We start from the raw sequence: 16,295 nt of genomic DNA, 5'->3' as shown, positions 1-16,295 counted from the left end.
TTCCTTCTACATAACTCCCCGAGTTTTCAATTAATCATGTACTAATGTTTGTGCAACAGCTGGATTTTTCTCGACTTCATGCAGCTTGTTGAAAGATGCGATTGCTACTTCCACCATTTCGTCTTTCGGCTCTTTTGTTGTTAATAGTTGCAGCCATAATCCAGGGTAGCCTAGGAAACGTAAAACCGGAATTTCACGAACGGCATTTGTCGCCTGTAACACTTCAAAAGAAATACCGATGACAACCGGGATTAATAAAATACGGCTAACAAGACGAACCCAAAGTGGATCAACAGGTACGAAGAAATATGTAAACATACCTACAATTACAGTAAATAAAATAAAGCTTGAACCGCAACGATAATGAAGTCGTGATTGTTTTTGAACATTTTCGACCGTTAAGTCAAGACCTGCTTCATAGCAGTTTATTACTTTATGTTCGGCACCATGGTACTGGAATACGCGTTTAATCAACGGCGTCATCGAAATAATTTGCAAATAGGCAAGAAGCAAAACTAATTTAAAGCCCGTTTCGATAAAAATCTGAACCGTTTTTCCCGGGAACCAAGGTTTTAAAAATTCTGCCAAAAACATCGGCACTAATGTGAAGACGAACTTACCGAATAAAAATGAAAGCACACCAATAACGGCTACTCCTAAAATCATCATTAACTTCGATGGCTCTTCACCACTGTTTTCCTCTTCTTCGCCTGGTGTAACATCATAGCGGTCAGAAGCAAATTGCAAATGACGCGACCCAAAGCCTGCCGATTCGATTAATGCGACAACCCCGCGTACGAACGGAATTTTCTTCAGCTTTTGAAAAATAGGCTTTTTCTCTTTTTTTACATGGAAATAATCGATGGAATCGTCATTTCGACGGATAGCCGTTACCATATGATCTTGACCAGTGAACATAACACCTTCTAAAAGCGCTTGCCCACCATATACTGGCGCATTATTACTCACTTGCTCGACACCACTCTCTTATAAAATTTCAATCTATTTTTAGTCTGGAGAATGGAATCTATCCATCTCTTTTCTTTGTTATACCCTCATATTGTACTAAATTTTGGAGAAAAGCACTATCCATTCGAATAGTTTTTTTACAAACGGTCATACTGAGACAAAAAAAGGAGTTTTTGTCATGCATTTGTTTGTCACGGCATTATTTACATCATTAATTGTGACAGTAAGCTTAAAAGGCTTGCACTTATTTGATTTTATTAAATGGCATCCGGTTTCATTTCTGAAAAAACTTGAATGGTTCGAATGGACGGCTTTCGAGAGATGGGTCATTTTATTTTTAATTATAGCCATTGTTGCTTATTTATTGTTGGTTGTAACACAGCTGCTCGTTATGGTACCGCCTTTCTTACTTTCAGTTATTTTAGGAGTTGTCATTGCAGCGATACTGGAGTGGCAAATTTTAAATCTACCTATTGAATGGTCATCTTTCAAAAAATTCTCCATCCCATTTTTCGTTGTAGTGGTGACTTCGATGCGCCTAATCGTCGAAACGGCCAGATACCGGACAATCACATTATTTCGTTAGTCGAAAGTATTGATGTCTGAAAAGTCTGTGATAAAATAGGGACAGTATAAAAAGAAGCGTTCACAATGAAGCTGCTTGTATTCAAGGTCCCTTTTACCACCTTGAAAAGTGTATTTTCAGGGGCTTAAGATATAGGAGTATTGCATCGCGTGACGCCAAAGTTTCTGTGAATGAATGCAGGACAAATTTGCAGATCCGGCAATTTAATGCCAGCTGCAAGTTATTACAACAAACAAAAGGGGAATGAAACAGATGAAACTTAGTAAACTACGTCAAGCACTAATCGAAAACAATGTAGAAGCAATACTCATTACGAATGAATACAACCGCCGTTATATGACAGGCTTCACGGGTACGTCTGGGGTTGCAGTTGTTTCACAGCAAGATGCTGTATTTATCACAGATTTCCGCTATACAGAACAAGCATCAGAGCAAGTAAAGGAATTCCGTGTAGTTCAGCATAGCGGTCCGATTCATGAAGAAGTGGCAAAACAAGTGGCGGCAATGGGTGTAAAATCATTGGCATTTGAAAAAGATGCCATGCAATATGGTACATATGAAGTATACAATTCGGCAGTGAATGTTGATTTCGTGCCAGTTTCAGGTTTAATTGAAAAAATTCGCTTGATTAAGACTGAAGAAGAGATTAATATTATTAAGGTTGCATGTGAAATTGCAGACAATGCATTTACACATATTTTAAATTTCATCAAGCCTGGCATTACAGAGCTTGACGTATCGAATGAATTAGAATTTTTCATGCGTAAACAAGGTGCTACAAGTTCTTCGTTTGATATTATTGTTGCAAGCGGATTACGTTCTGCATTGCCGCACGGTGTTGCGACAAACAAAATTATTGAAACAGGCGATTTTGTAACACTTGATTTTGGTGCTTACTATAATGGTTACATTTCGGACATTACACGTACGATCGCTGTAGGCCAACCATCAGAGAAGTTGGTAGAAATGTACAATGCTGTGCTCGAGTCTCAGCTTCTTGCGCTTGAAAAAGTTGGTCCTGGTATGACAGGGATCGAAGCGGACGCTGTAGCACGAGATTATTTAAAATCAAAAGGCTTAGGCGAAGCGTTCGGTCACTCGACTGGCCATGGTATCGGCCTTGAAGTGCATGAAGGACCTGGGTTATCATTCCGTTCCGATACGGTGCTGGAGCCTAATATGGTTGTAACAATTGAACCGGGAGTATACATTCCTGGAATTGGTGGCGTACGAATTGAGGACGATATTTTAATCACAAAAACGGGTAATGAAGTACTAACACATTCGACTAAAGAATTAATCATTTTATAATTTGGAGGAAATAATTCATGATCTCAGTAAACGATTTCCGTACAGGTTTAACAATTATCGTTGACGGTAACTTATTCCGCGTACTAGAATTCCAACACGTAAAACCAGGTAAAGGTGCTGCATTCGTACGTTCTAAATTACGTAACCTACGTAACGGCAACGTAACAGAAAAAACTTTCCGTGCTGGTGAAAAAGTAGAAAAAGCAATGATCGAAAACCGCAAAATGCAATATTTATATGCACAAGGTGATGAGCACGTATTCATGGACTTAGAGTCATATGACCAAACAACATTAGCTGCTGCTCAAATCGAAGACGAACTTTACTACTTATTAGAGAACATGGAAGTTCATATCCAAACATATTCAGGTGAAATGTTAGGTCTTGAATTACCGAACACAGTAACTTTAGAAGTTGCTGAAACAGAGCCAGGCATTAAGGGCGATACAGCTTCAGGCGGTTCAAAACCAGCTAAAATGGAAACAGGATTAATGGTAAACGTACCATTCTTCGTTAACCAAGGCGACAAATTAATCATCAACACAACTGAAGGTACTTACGTTTCACGCGCATAATTGCACTGAAGCTAAAGTGATGAAGGCAGGGATATTGTAGCAATACAATATTCCTGTCTTTTTTGTTGTGCTGCTTTAGGAAAACAAAGAAAAATATCCCAAATTATAGCTACATAATGGAAGGGTAGGTATAATCGAAGAAAGGAGTGGATTGTTTATGATGGCAAAATTACCGATTGATAAACCGATTGTACAGGCACCGATGGCAGGCATTACAACCGCTGAATTTGTAGCGGCATGCTGTGAGACAGGTGTATTAGGTTCGATTGGTGCAGGGTATTTGAACGGCGCAGAAACGAAGCAATTTATACAGGGAGTGAAAGCATTAACTGCAAAACCTTTTAGCGTGAATCTGTTTGTACCGGAACAGCCAAAAACAGATCCTCAATTACTGCAACATGCACGAGAAGCATTACAGCCTATCTGTGATGAGTTGAACATCAATATTCCGGCAGCTATTCCAACATCCGATGTTTTTCAAGATCAAGTACAGGCGATTCTGGAAGAAGACGTAATGATCGTCTCCTTCACATTTGGTTTACCCGATAACGACACATTATCAACACTTAAACAAAAGGGCGTATACTTAATCGGCACAGCAACTTCAGTGGAAGAAGCGATTGCAGTTGAACAAGCAGGGCTGCATGCAGTCGTTGTCCAAGGAAAAGAAGCTGGCGGACACCGGGGGTCATTTATAGAACCCATGGCACTTCATTCAACGGCTGATCTGTTGAAAGCTACGAAAGAAAATGTTTCAATCCCTGTCATTGCAGCAGGCGGAATTATGACAAAGCCACAAGTTAGTGACATGCTTAAAATAGGGGCATCGTATGTGCAAATCGGAACGGCGTTATTGACAGCAACAGAATGTGCGGCTCCAAAACTTCATAAAGAGGCGATTTTAACTTCCGGTCAACAAGCGACGACATTGACAAAGGCATTTACCGGCAAATATGCGCGCGGGTTGAAAAACAGGTTCACCGAGCAATTAAAAGAAGCGACTACTGCTCCATATCCGGTCCAACACTATTTGACACAACCGATCCGAAAAGAAAGTGCCCGCCAGAACAACCGTGAATATATGTCTCTTTGGATGGGGGAAAATAGCTATTTGGCTAAAGAAGCATCCGTTAAAGAGATTATCGAAACTCTCTTACCGTAAAAATTTTTACACTGACGACAAAGGATAAAAACTTTCTCGTTAGTGTTTTTTTGTGCTTAATTGTTTGGATATTGCATATAGTTTCGTTAAGGAAGGAGGGCTTTATTGGAATTACAAGATGTGCTTCGGGTTGCAGGGATTGGGTTGATTATTGCACTTCTTCATTTATTCTTCGAGCATTTAGGAAAAAAAGAGTTTTCGTTTTTCTTGTTTTTCATTGCGTACCTATACATGACGATTGAATTAATTCGATTTTTGCGCTTGTTCTTTCAAGAAATTGTCGTATTTTTTCAATGGTTGACGGCCGTCTAGCTAAATGATTGCGCTATTTGCAAGTATCATTTATTTAGTTCTGTTTTTAATATTAAAACAGACGATGGACAAGCTGCATTCAATCATTGTCGTCATCGCTTTCTTTATTTTTTTCCAATTTGTTGTCCGAGAGCAACTCATCCCGCTTTGGCAGCGACTCGCAGTTATTTTCAATAATGTTCCATACAGTAAGGGACTGCTTTTCACGGCACTACTTTTTTTGCTGAATGAATTAATCTGTCAGCTATTAGATCAATTTGAATATGAAGCTTTTGCGACATTAGTGACGTTGTCCATTCGCATGACCGCAGTGTTATATTGGATCAATCTGCTACAACCGAAATTTCAGCTATTAATCCAATTATTAGAAAGGCTACAGTAATGCAGACAATTTATTCGATTTTTACAGAACCCATTCAATCTTTATTGTTTTCCTTGCTGCTTGTAGCGATTTATATTTTGATGTATTTACTGCTACTTGCTTTAGTACCGAATGAAACCGTGTTGATTGAACAGTTATTTATCATTTTGTTTATCGTAGTATTTGCGCAAAATGTCGTCGATGCCTTTGTTGTGTTGTATGAGCTCATTGCCATACTTCAAAATTTCTTTATGGCTATTTTGCCGATCATGTCATTTATGCTGTTGACGATTCAAACCGTGTTTACGGCGATCGCATGGAACCCGATTATCATCCTATTTGTCCAAGTTATTTTATTTGTCAGTACACACGTAACAATACCTGCTCTTGTCCTCGCATTAGTATTTGATGTATGCACAAAAATATATCCGGCCATTTCCTTTTCAAAAGCTGCAGATCTTATACGTTCCTCCATATTAAGCGTCATGATTGCGTCGGTCGTAGCATTGACTTCGATTTTGACGCTTTCCGGTATCGCCTTTATCCAGCTGAATGACGCATTGAAATCTCCTATTAAAAAATTAATCGAGCAAAATATTCCGCTAATCGGCAGTTTGATTGTTGAGGGACTGTCTTTTTTCCAAAAAACCCAGTCAACCGTATCGACCTTTGTCGGACTGTCCTTTTTAACGATTATTTGGGGTGCGGCTTTTTATCCGGCGACGGTGCTTTTGCTGCACGCACTGCTGTTTAAAATTATTGGTGCCATTATTGAACCGTTTACAAATATGCGTATGAGCGGTCTGTTTGATGATGTTGGAAAGACGTTGTTTGTATTATGTGCAGTTGCTTTTTTGCTTGGCTTCGCAATTATGTTTATCGTACTGTTATTTATTTTCTTTATGCAGATGTCCATGGGGGGAAAAACGTGATCCAATTATTTCTTTTTATTTTACTGGGTAGCAGTCTTCTCATCTTTGCCGATGAGCGGCAATGGCAAGTATACGTAAAGCTCGCACTGTATTTATTCGTGACAAGCACAATTCTTTCATTCTTTGCATAACCGGTTTGTTTCGTTCATACATTATGTTGAAATCTAGTAGAGAAGGGGGCGTATACGCTTAACAATGTGGAAAAGAAACAAGCGAATCGTCCTATCTTATTAATTGTCATTGCCGCTGTATTTATTATTTTTTTATTCATGTTTCTATCACAATCGGAGAAAGGAGAAAGTTATAACTCAAATGAGGAACAGCTTGCCAAATTATTAAGTGAGATTCAGTCAGTCGGACAAGTCCAAGTTTATTTTCACTATGATCAACAAAGTGAACAGCAATTTTTGTCTGTCTCACAACAGCAAAAGCTATCCGGTGTCATCATTGTGGCACAAGGAGCGAATAACACCGACGTGAAAACCATGCTAAAGGAAACAGTTGGGCATGTTCTGCAAATTCCGTCGCATCGTATTCAGGTAGTGCCAATGCAAATTAAGGGGGAAAACAAGTGAAAGTGAAAAAGCGAACAGTATGGTTCTTAACAGTAGTAAGTTTAGCTGCGGTAATTTCTGTATTTTACATTTTTGAAGACAATACGCCGAATATTTTAACGATCTTCTCTGATGAAACGATTGATGAAACAGATATTTTAGGGGTTAATCAAAACCTGACACAACCAGTTAACTCAGAAAGCGACTTATTCCAAGAAGTACGTTTAGAGTTAGCAAACAAACGCAGCCAGCAAAAAGAGCAGTTGACACAAAAGATTGCTGCTGATGAATTTACAGCAGAAGAAAAGAATGAGGCATTCAATGAAATGGATGAACTAATCAAATTAGAATCTTCCGAAGCGATGCTGGAAATGCTTATTAAATCAATTGGCTATTCAGATGCACTTGTCCGTATTGAAGGAGATAAAGTTGCTGTACGAGTTATGTCAGATGAAGTATCTGAAAAATTGGCAGATGAAATTTTATACGTTGTGCGCTCTGAATTTAAGGATTATGTAAATGTTAGTGTAGAATTCGAACCTTTTAATTAAAAGCGCGTCATATTATAGTAAAGCAGTAAATGTGTTATATAGCAGTTAGGAAAAAGAATCTTTGTCTTAATATACTATTGTTCTGCTTTATGCCTATTTTTGAGCTATTTAAAATTACTTGTTTCAAAATAGTCCGAAAAATTATAAAATAGGGTTGTATTGTTATTACTTTTTTTAAGGGAGAGTTAAAGATGTTCAAAGTTCAAGAAATCCGAGAAATTATTAAATTAGTAGATGCTTCATCAATCGACGAGTTTGTATATGAAGCGGACGGCGCAAAGGTTAAACTAAAGAAAAACAACGGTGTTACAGAAGTAGCGGCTCCTAAAAAAGTACAAGAAGCAGCACCGGTTGCAGCAGCAGTAGCAACACCTGCTCCAGTACAAGTGGAAGCGGCACCTGCACCAGCTCCTAAAGCAGAAGCACCAGCAACACCAGTAGAAAACACGGCTGATTTACATAAAATCACGTCTCCAATGGTTGGAACATTCTATCAAGCTCCAAACCCGGAATCACCAGCATATGTAAAAGTGGGCGATAAAGTAGGCGAAGAGTCAATCGTTTGTATCGTAGAAGCGATGAAATTATTCAATGAAATCGAAGCTGAAGTTAAAGGTGAAATCGTAGAAATCTTAGTTCAAGATGGCCAATTAGTAGAATACGGTCAACCATTGTTTTTAGTAAAAGCTGAATAAGGAGCGTATATACAAATGAAAAAAGTATTAATCGCAAACCGTGGCGAAATTGCAGTACGTATTATTCGTGCATGTAAAGAGCTAGGTATTCAAACGGTCGCAGTATATTCTGAAGCAGATGCGGATGCATTACATGTAAAGCTAGCGGATGAAGCATACTGTATCGGACCAAAGTTATCGAAAGATTCGTATTTAAGTTTCCCGGCAGTTTTAGGGGTAGCACAAAAAACAGGTGCTGACGGGATCCACCCAGGTTATGGTTTCTTGGCGGAAAACGCAGCATTTGCTGAAGCTTGTGAAAACGCGGGTATTAAATTTATCGGTCCTTCATCGGATGCGATTAAAATCATGGGGATTAAAGACGTTGCACGTGACACAATGGAAGCGGCAAACGTTCCGTTAGTTCCTGGTACAGGCATTGTACCGAATATCGAAACAGGTAAAGAATGGGCTGCGAAAATCGGTTATCCTGTCATCATTAAAGCAACTGCCGGTGGTGGCGGTAAAGGAATCCGTGTTGCACGCACAGAAGAAGATCTTGTAAAAGGAATCGAAATTACTCAAAAAGAAGCAGCAGCGGCATTCGGCAACCCTGGTGTTTACTTAGAAAAATTCATCGAGTATTTCCGTCACTGCGAGATTCAAGTATTAGCGGACAGCCATGGTAATGTTGTACATCTTGGCGAACGTGACTGTACGGTTCAACGCCGTATGCAAAAGCTTGTAGAAGAAGCGCCATCTCCGGCACTATCTGAAGAGCGCCGTGCAGAAATGGGCGAAGCCGCTGTTAAAGCAGCATTAGCTTGTAACTATGAAGGTGCTGGTACAATCGAGTTCATCTACGATTACCAGGAAGATCGTTTCTACTTCATGGAAATGAACACACGTATTCAAGTTGAGCACCCTGTAACAGAAATGATCACAGGTGTTGACTTAGTACAACAACAATTAAAAATCGCTTCTGGTCAGGAACTGCCGTTCAAGCAAGAAGACATCAAAATTAACGGCTGGGCAATTGAATGCCGTATTAACGCCGAAAATGCATACAAAAACTTCATGCCTTCAGCAGGTACTGTAGATACGTATGTAGTACCAGGCGGATATGGTGTCCGTATCGATTCTGCAGTTTATGCAGGTTATACCATTCCACCATACTACGATTCAATGGTCGCAAAACTGATCGTTCATGCTGACACTCGTGAAGAAGCAATCGCGAAAATGAACCGCGCGTTATCAGAATTTGAAGTAGCTGGACCTGGAATTAATACTACAATTCCATTCCACCAAGCTTTAATGAACAACGACGTATTCAAATCAGCGAAATTCAACACGAAGTTCCTGGAAGAGAACGATATTTTAGGCGTGAATGTGAAGTCTTAATCGGCTTTTACTCACGATTTAACCCTCTAATTTTAAATTAGAGGGTTTTTTATATTTTTTTGAAACTATTTTACAGTTTTACCGTCTGTACGTGGGATAGCTATTAAAAGACTAAGGGAGGGGGCAAAGAGGCAAATAGCTGTTCAGGGATTATAGTAACCGGAATGTTACCCCTATCTGAAAAGTTTGGTATATGTTAACATATATCTGAATCTTTTAATTTTAGAAAATATAAAAGGGAGTGTAATAGGTACATATGAAAAAAATATTTAAACCATTGATTGGCGCAATTGCAATTGGTGCGATTTCTCTATCTATCAATAATGATAACAACGTATTCGCGAATGATATAGCAACTGCATGTGACTATGATGCGGCATCAAACGTAAATCCGGATTACGCCACTACAAATTGCTTATTAACTGAAACAGCATTGAATTATAATGTCCCGCCTGAAATTGTGAAAGCAATAGCGGAAGGTGAAAGTGGAAATTGGCGTCATTTCGATAACAACGGTAAAGCAATTGTGACTACTGATAATGGGATTGGCTTAATGCAAATTACAAACCAGGCAGGCTACGATGAAGAAAGACTGAAAAGCGACCTTGTCTATAATATTGAATCGGGTGTAAAAATTCTTGATAATATGTTTGATCGATCGGATTTACCTAAAATCAATGGTGGTGACAGAGATGACCTGGAATCTTGGTACTTCGCGATTATGGCTTATAATGGTACGAAGCCAGTAAATAGTCCAATTGAGAAAGCAACTGGTGAAAGAAATGCAAAAGCATATCAGGAAAAGATTCTTGGGTTTGTTGAGAAATATGAATTAATCGACTTACAAGAGCTGCCTTTTACAAGCGAAGATTTCCAATATGACTCTAACAGCAGAGATAACATTAAATTTTTAAAGATGGATTATAATTTTGATTTACCGTTAACAAAATCAAAGTATTCTTTTGCAAAAGGTCAAAAAGTAAGTGCTACAACGAATGTAACGGTTAGAACAAGACCTACTACGGATAGCTCTTCTAAGGGGACTTTAAGTAAAGGTGAAACGGTTACTATTTCAGGTTCTTTTGAATATGAAGAAGTGGCTTCTAAGAAAAACCATTTTGTTTGGTATCCAGTGCAAAGAAGTGACGGGTCAGAGGGGTATGTAGCGTCTAGTTATTTGGAATACTCAAATACGACATCGACTCCATCTCCTAAACCGACACCAACTCCAGTAGAACCTAAACCGGATTACTCGTCTTATATTAAACAGTATGCTGACTTCAGTGCTACAGCTTGGTGGAAAGATGATATGATCTGGGCAATCGATAAAGGTTTAATTAAAGGTGACAGTAAAATATGGAATGCAAAAACAAAGAAATTCGAAACGCATTTACTACCGAACAATCAATTAACAGAAGCACATTTCCTGACAATCTTCTTCCGTTATGCTGAAAAGGATGAGTTAGCAAGTGTAAAAGGCACATCATCTTGGAGTAGAAGCGGCGTATACAACTTGGCGGAAAAGTATAATATGCCTGTGTTGGCAAGCGAAAAAACAAAAGCCTCAAGAGCTTTTGCAGAGCAAGGCATCAGACGCGGGAAGTTGGCACAACTGATGGTTTCTTATTACTATGGAAAAGCAGTAAGCGAAGACACAGCTATTCAATTTTTCATCAAGAATGGGCTTACTACACAACCATCAAAAAAAGAATTCAAGCCTAATGATGTTTTAACACGTGCCCATATATCAGCGTTTATACAGCGATATGAATCATTTGTAGAAGAGCAAAAATAATTGAAATTACAAAACGGTTGCATCCTCAGCAACCGTTTTTCTTATTTTACAGCTGTAAAATATCTTAATTTGGGTAAAGTATGAAAGAAGAGATGAACTGTATTCTAGCAGGAGGATAAGGGAAATTTTTCTCTTTATTTAAAGGATGAAAAACCTCAAGGAGAGAGCTATAAGAACAATGAAATAAATATCTGAAAATAACCAATTTTCCCTATTTAAAAAAATGCTCAGAATGGATTGCATTTTGCTATAGAAACGAATATTATATATAAGTTCTTAAAAATTGTTCGTGTTTTGAAAAGAGGAATGCAAATGTTTCAGTTAAAAGAAAATGGGACAACAGTTAAGCGTGAATTATTTGCGGGATTAACGACATTTTTAACGATGGCTTATGTCATCATTGTTAACCCGATTATTTTATCAGGTGCTGGGGTTCCGGTTGATCAAGTATTTATGGCTACAATTATCGCAGCAGTTATCGGAACTGGCTGGATGGCGCTTTGCGCGAACTATCCGATTGCCGTTGCTCCGGGTATGGGATTAAACGCATATTTTACTTATACTGTTGTATTAGCTTCAAATGGAGAGATTACGTATACTACTGCCTTTTCAGCAGTATTTGTTGCAGGTATTTTATTTATTATTATTAGTTTAACGCCATTCCGTGAAAAGCTCATTACAGCCATTCCGGAAAACTTAAAATTGGCGATTACTGCGGGGATCGGATTATTTATCGCGTTCATCGGGCTGCGTATGTCCGGTATTGTCGTAGCTGATGAATCCAATTTAGTGAAGTTTGGTAATATTTCAGAGCCGGCACCGTTATTGACGTTTATCGGGTTGTTCATTACAGTCGCATTAATGGCACGTAAAGTGAACGGGGCAATTTTTATTGGTATGATCGTGACTGCAATCATTGCGATGTTTACAGGACAGCTTTCAATCGATAAAGTAGTGGCGCTTCCGCATCTACCTGAAGGATTGATCGTACTAAATCCAATAACTGCGATTTCTGAAGTGATTGAATACGGTCTTTACGGTGTTATTTTTTCATTCATTTTAGTTACATTATTTGATACGACAGGGACGTTAATCGGTGTATCAAAGCAGGCAGGATTATTGAAGGACGGAAAACTTCCGCGTGCACGTAAGGCACTTATTTCCGATTCACTTGCAACAACTGCGGGTGCGATGTTCGGGACAAGCCCATCAACAGCATATTTGGAGTCAGGTTCTGGTGTTGCAGTTGGTGGCCGTACAGGTTTAACAGCATTAACTGTTGCCGTACTGTTCATCATTGCATCATTTTTCGGACCGCTTGTCGGATCATTATCAGGTGTTGCTGCTATTACTTCACCTGCATTAATTATCGTTGGTAGTTTAATGATCGGTGTCGTTAAAAATATGAAATGGGATGAAATTGAAGAATCATTCCCGGCATTTTTAGTAATTTTATCAATGCCGCTTACATCAAGTATTTCTACAGGGATCGCACTCGGTTTTATTAGCTATCCATTAATTATGCTTGTTAAAGGACGAGGACGCGAAGTACATCCGCTCGTGTATGTATTCGCCGTTCTATTCATATTACAGTTAATCTACTTACCGCATTAATGATAAAAAAGGAGCTAGGGATCACATTGGATCTCTAGCTCCTTTATTTTTTTATTTAAAATGGTTTTTTTTCACTTTAAATTAAATACATCTTTTTAGCGTTTTTCTAAATACTAATGCAGAGGAAATTAATTAAGGAAGTGATCATATGAAAAGAAGAAAAATAAGAAGAATCGCTTTTATTTTATTTTTAATCCTACTATTTTTGTTTGCGGCTATGTATGTTTTCCACAGTCTCGGTGCCGCAAAGGGACGGGAATATTATGAGGAAACTGGTGAGATTATATGGGATATAAAAACGGATGAAAAAGTGGTGGCCCTAACATTCGATGACGGGCCGCACCCGAAGTATACACAACAAGTACTCGATTTACTTGAGCAGTATGAGGCGAAAGGAACGTTTTTTATCGTGGGGCAATTGGCTGAAAAAAGCCCCGAACTCGTTTTGCGGATGCATGAAAGTGGACATGAGATCGCCAATCATACGTACACACATCCTTTTACAAAATCAGTTTCTCCCATTATGGAAGAGGTTAATCAAACATCCGATACAATTTTCAGCATAACTGGAGTGAAACCGAATTTATTTCGGCCGGTTGAAGGTTATTATACAGATGAACTTGTTAAAGAATCCGTCAAAAACGGCTATAAAATTGTTATGTGGTCATGGCATCAGGATACAGAAGACTGGAAAGATCCAGGTGTAAATAAAATAGTAAATACGGTATTGAACGGTCTTGGAAATGGAAATATTGTTTTGTTCCATGATGGAGGAGGCAATCGGGAGCAGACGGTTCAAGCGTTGGAAAAAATATTGCCTGAGCTAAAAAAACAAGGCTACCGATTTATCACAATTTCACAAATGATCCGATTACAAAATGATAGGAAACAACATATCGTAGAGGAGGAGAAATGATGAAATACCGTATTGCATTGATGATGACGGCCATTTTTATCTTAGGATTTATGCCGGTAGCCGATGCGTCAGCTGAAGAGGACACCACCTTGACAAAAGAACAGCTAATGCAAAAAAGGATGGACTACTATATACAGCATGAAAATATATTATTGCCCTGGTATTATTTAGCTGCTGTCGATCAATTTGAACGAAATATTCAAGAAGTGCGAAAGGACATACCGAAACGGGAAAGTGTAATTGCGATCCAATTTTCGGATGAATTTTGGTCAGGTATTTTAAATCCGGCGGGAGATGATACTTCCCCGGTTTCGATTGCTTATTTTAATGGAAGCGGTATGGATGGAAACGGAGATGGGGTGGCAGATCGTTCCGATGATAGGGATGTATTGTTTACATTATCGAACTATTTAAGACAGTACGGATATGGTGAGGATAATTTTAAGTTGGCTTTATGGGACTATTATAAAAATGAACTATCAGTGAATCAAATACTTGTTATTGCTAAATTATATGAGAAATTCGGAACAATCAACTTAGACAATCATACATTTCCGTTATCCACTCATGCTGATTACAGCTACAGAGGAACATGGGGAGCAAATCGCGGCTGGGGTGGCCGAAGAATTCATGAAGGAACAGACATTTTTGCTCCGTACAACACACCGGTCTATTCAACGTCATACGGTGTAATCGAAGTGATGGGATGGAATCAATTTGGCGGCTGGCGTGTCGGTATTCGTGATAACCATAACTCGTATCATTATTATGCACACCTCGCTTATTTCCAAAAAGGGCTCAAAGAAGGCGATATTGTCGAGGCAGGACAAATTATCGGCTATGTTGGAAGCACGGGATACGGTAAAGAAGGAACAGCTGGTAAATTCCCGCCGCATCTACACTATGGCATCTATAAATTTAATGGTCGTGCAGAGTGGGCATTTGACCCATACCCAGCCTTGGCAAGATGGGAAAAAGAAGCGAAGCAAAGAAAACAATAATGATGGATTCCATTCTCGCTGTCTATAAAAGTGACGGTATCAATATTCAATATACGTGGGCGTTTAATGGTATTACTACTGTTAACAGAAGTTAAATTTCTGAATAAGCTATGAGATCTTTGCTTTTATAGATAGGGGAAATAAAATGAAAACAAACTTCATTTCTTTAGTACTGATCGGTCTTTGTATTCTTACAGGCTGTGAAAAAGCGTCGTATTCAAGTGCTTCCGAAACCGGTGAAGAAGTACAGCAAATTGAAGCTTCAACTACCGCGCCGTTGCCGGAAAGTGAAGCAATTGTTGGAGAATATCCGCTAATCTATCCAGCTGTCATTACATTGATCGATCCGAGAACAATGGAAATCGTGAAATCATTCACACCACAATTATTAGGATACGGTACGGATAGCGATCTGTACGAAGCTAATGTTAAAAAAATAGCGAGAGATTTAGCCAGAGGGACGAAAGAAAGGGCCGGCTATGATCAAACGATGGTGCTTCATAAAGTCGGCGAAAACGGGCACGTTGTTGAAGGGAATCCCGGTATCTTATTAAAGGAAAGTGAATTAGTCGAAAAAATTTTAACAGCTTCACCAAAAGGAAATCATATTTTTTTACCGCTGTATATATTGGAAACCAATCTCGAAATAGACATTCCTTCATTAGATGATGTGACCGTTGCTTCGTTTACGACATATTTTAATGGAGCACAAAGCGGAAGAAGCGAAAATATCGAGCTTTCTTCAAAGGCCATCCATAATATTTTAGTTGGGGATGGAGATTATTTTTCTTTTAACACAATGGTCGGAGAGCGAACGGTGGAAAAAGGTTATCAACCGGCACCTGAAATTATTAATAAGGAACTGGTGATGGGGATTGGCGGTGGAATTTGCCAAACATCCTCGACATTATTTAATGCTGTCGACCAGTTAGGAATTCGCATTACGGAAAGGCATCACCATTCACTGAACATCGGCTATGTCCCGATAGGCAGGGATGCCACGGTTGCTTACGGATCGCTCGATTTCAAGTTTCAAAATACGAGCGGGGCTCCGTTTTTAATTAAATCGTATTACAGTAAAGGTGCGCTGACAATCGCCATCACGACATCACATCAATATAAAGATCTATTTAAAAAGTAATGAATTGCTGCTCTTTACATAAGGGCGGTTTTTTATTTTATTGGTGTGCCTTGATGAAAGAACATCCGCCATGTTCCGTTTTCATTGCGCCAAAGGGAACTGCGGTTTTGGCTGTTGCCATTCGTGCAATTTGTAGTAACGAATCGTGTTTGCACAATTTGTTCTGCAATTGAAATTGCCTGGAAATCCGCAACGGTAAATAAACATTCTTCAATACCTTGATCTGTTACTTCATTCAGTAGGAAAGGTTTATCCATAATGCCTCCGGATGACCCATATTCTAGAAAATCCTCACTCAAGAAGCTGATAAAGTCTTCCTTTTTGTAATACATCAGCTGTTGTTCTAAAAGCAGAAATTGATTGTTAAGTGCAGTCATAAATAACCCTCCATTCGAATTGACTATCAGTGGAACGATTTTCGATGTAAATCGTTTCTTTAC

The 16,295-nt window shown here is 38.9% G+C and carries 19 protein-coding genes; 17 read left to right on the top strand and 2 right to left on the bottom strand.

Going from position 1 to position 16,295, the window contains the following annotated elements; translation table 11 throughout:
• Positions 1-30: 30 nt before the first annotated feature.
• Positions 31-918, bottom strand: a complete 888-nt coding sequence (locus AC0VXV_RS12045) for a DUF1385 domain-containing protein (protein ID WP_475531460.1) — start codon at positions 916-918, stop codon at positions 31-33.
• 229 nt (positions 919-1,147) lie between these two features.
• Here AC0VXV_RS12045 and AC0VXV_RS12040 point away from each other — a divergent pair, with 229 nt between their 5' ends.
• From AC0VXV_RS12040 to AC0VXV_RS11960, 17 genes are all read left to right on the top strand, one after another.
• Positions 1,148-1,555, top strand: a complete 408-nt coding sequence (locus AC0VXV_RS12040) for a DNA helicase (protein WP_475528402.1) — start codon at positions 1,148-1,150, stop codon at positions 1,553-1,555.
• Between the two features lie 252 nt (positions 1,556-1,807).
• A complete protein-coding gene (locus tag AC0VXV_RS12035) occupies positions 1,808-2,866 on the top strand; it encodes a M24 family metallopeptidase (protein WP_475528401.1) in 1,059 nt (352 codons plus the stop codon).
• A gap of 17 nt (positions 2,867-2,883) precedes the next feature.
• Entirely contained in the window at positions 2,884-3,441 is a 558-nt protein-coding gene (gene efp, locus AC0VXV_RS12030; protein WP_008404273.1) for an elongation factor P, read from the top strand.
• 157 nt (positions 3,442-3,598) lie between these two features.
• A complete protein-coding gene (locus AC0VXV_RS12025) occupies positions 3,599-4,603 on the top strand; it encodes an NAD(P)H-dependent flavin oxidoreductase (RefSeq protein ID WP_475528399.1) in 1,005 nt (334 codons plus the stop codon).
• 105 nt (positions 4,604-4,708) lie between these two features.
• The gene (locus tag AC0VXV_RS12020) at positions 4,709-4,915 is read left to right on the top strand and encodes a hypothetical protein (protein ID WP_008404269.1); all 207 of its coding nucleotides are present in this window, start codon (positions 4,709-4,711) and stop codon (positions 4,913-4,915) included.
• Between the two features lie 4 nt (positions 4,916-4,919).
• Positions 4,920-5,297 (top strand): pyruvate formate-lyase, encoded by a 378-nt coding sequence (locus AC0VXV_RS12015; RefSeq protein ID WP_079527636.1) that lies wholly within the window; start codon positions 4,920-4,922, stop codon positions 5,295-5,297.
• Complete coding sequence (locus AC0VXV_RS12010) at positions 5,297-6,208, top strand: stage III sporulation protein AE (protein WP_475528398.1); 912 nt, start codon at positions 5,297-5,299, stop codon at positions 6,206-6,208. The genes AC0VXV_RS12015 and AC0VXV_RS12010 overlap by 1 nt, the downstream gene beginning before the upstream one ends.
• The gene (locus tag AC0VXV_RS12005; RefSeq protein ID WP_303047327.1) at positions 6,205-6,339 is read left to right on the top strand and encodes a hypothetical protein; all 135 of its coding nucleotides are present in this window, start codon (positions 6,205-6,207) and stop codon (positions 6,337-6,339) included. Before AC0VXV_RS12010 ends, AC0VXV_RS12005 begins: the two co-directional genes overlap by 4 nt.
• Before the next feature lie 66 nt (positions 6,340-6,405).
• Entirely contained in the window at positions 6,406-6,783 is a 378-nt protein-coding gene (locus AC0VXV_RS12000) for a hypothetical protein (RefSeq protein WP_475528397.1), read from the top strand.
• On the top strand, positions 6,780-7,313 hold the full coding sequence (locus AC0VXV_RS11995) for a SpoIIIAH-like family protein (RefSeq protein WP_008404261.1): 534 nt from the start codon (positions 6,780-6,782) through the stop codon (positions 7,311-7,313). Before AC0VXV_RS12000 ends, AC0VXV_RS11995 begins: the two co-directional genes overlap by 4 nt.
• 191 nt (positions 7,314-7,504) lie before the next feature.
• Positions 7,505-8,008 carry an acetyl-CoA carboxylase biotin carboxyl carrier protein gene (gene accB / locus AC0VXV_RS11990; protein WP_475528395.1) on the top strand — a complete coding sequence of 168 codons (504 nt, stop codon included), beginning with the start codon at positions 7,505-7,507 and terminating at the stop codon, positions 8,006-8,008.
• A gap of 15 nt (positions 8,009-8,023) precedes the next feature.
• Positions 8,024-9,388 (top strand): acetyl-CoA carboxylase biotin carboxylase subunit, encoded by a 1,365-nt coding sequence (gene accC, locus AC0VXV_RS11985; protein WP_475528394.1) that lies wholly within the window; start codon positions 8,024-8,026, stop codon positions 9,386-9,388.
• A 256-nt stretch (positions 9,389-9,644) separates the two neighbouring features.
• On the top strand, positions 9,645-11,183 hold the full coding sequence (locus tag AC0VXV_RS11980) for an SH3 domain-containing protein (RefSeq protein WP_475528393.1): 1,539 nt from the start codon (positions 9,645-9,647) through the stop codon (positions 11,181-11,183).
• A gap of 312 nt (positions 11,184-11,495) precedes the next feature.
• Positions 11,496-12,797, top strand: a complete 1,302-nt coding sequence (locus tag AC0VXV_RS11975; RefSeq protein WP_475528392.1) for an NCS2 family permease — start codon at positions 11,496-11,498, stop codon at positions 12,795-12,797.
• A 148-nt stretch (positions 12,798-12,945) separates the two neighbouring features.
• Positions 12,946-13,713, top strand: coding sequence for a polysaccharide deacetylase family protein (locus AC0VXV_RS11970; protein WP_475528390.1), 768 nt, complete (start codon positions 12,946-12,948; stop codon positions 13,711-13,713).
• Entirely contained in the window at positions 13,713-14,714 is a 1,002-nt protein-coding gene (locus AC0VXV_RS11965; protein WP_475531459.1) for a M23 family metallopeptidase, read from the top strand. The genes AC0VXV_RS11970 and AC0VXV_RS11965 overlap by 1 nt, the downstream gene beginning before the upstream one ends.
• A gap of 145 nt (positions 14,715-14,859) precedes the next feature.
• Entirely contained in the window at positions 14,860-15,855 is a 996-nt protein-coding gene (locus AC0VXV_RS11960; protein WP_475528388.1) for a VanW family protein, read from the top strand.
• A gap of 32 nt (positions 15,856-15,887) precedes the next feature.
• Here AC0VXV_RS11960 and AC0VXV_RS11955 read toward each other — a convergent pair whose 3' ends face one another.
• On the bottom strand, positions 15,888-16,232 hold the full coding sequence (locus tag AC0VXV_RS11955; RefSeq protein ID WP_475528387.1) for a nuclear transport factor 2 family protein: 345 nt from the start codon (positions 16,230-16,232) through the stop codon (positions 15,888-15,890).
• Positions 16,233-16,295: the final 63 nt, after the last annotated feature.

Source organism: Solibacillus sp. iso_87, assembly GCF_056173085.1.
Note: the sequence above shows the minus strand (reverse complement) of the source record. Positions and strands in the feature narration are given on the sequence as shown.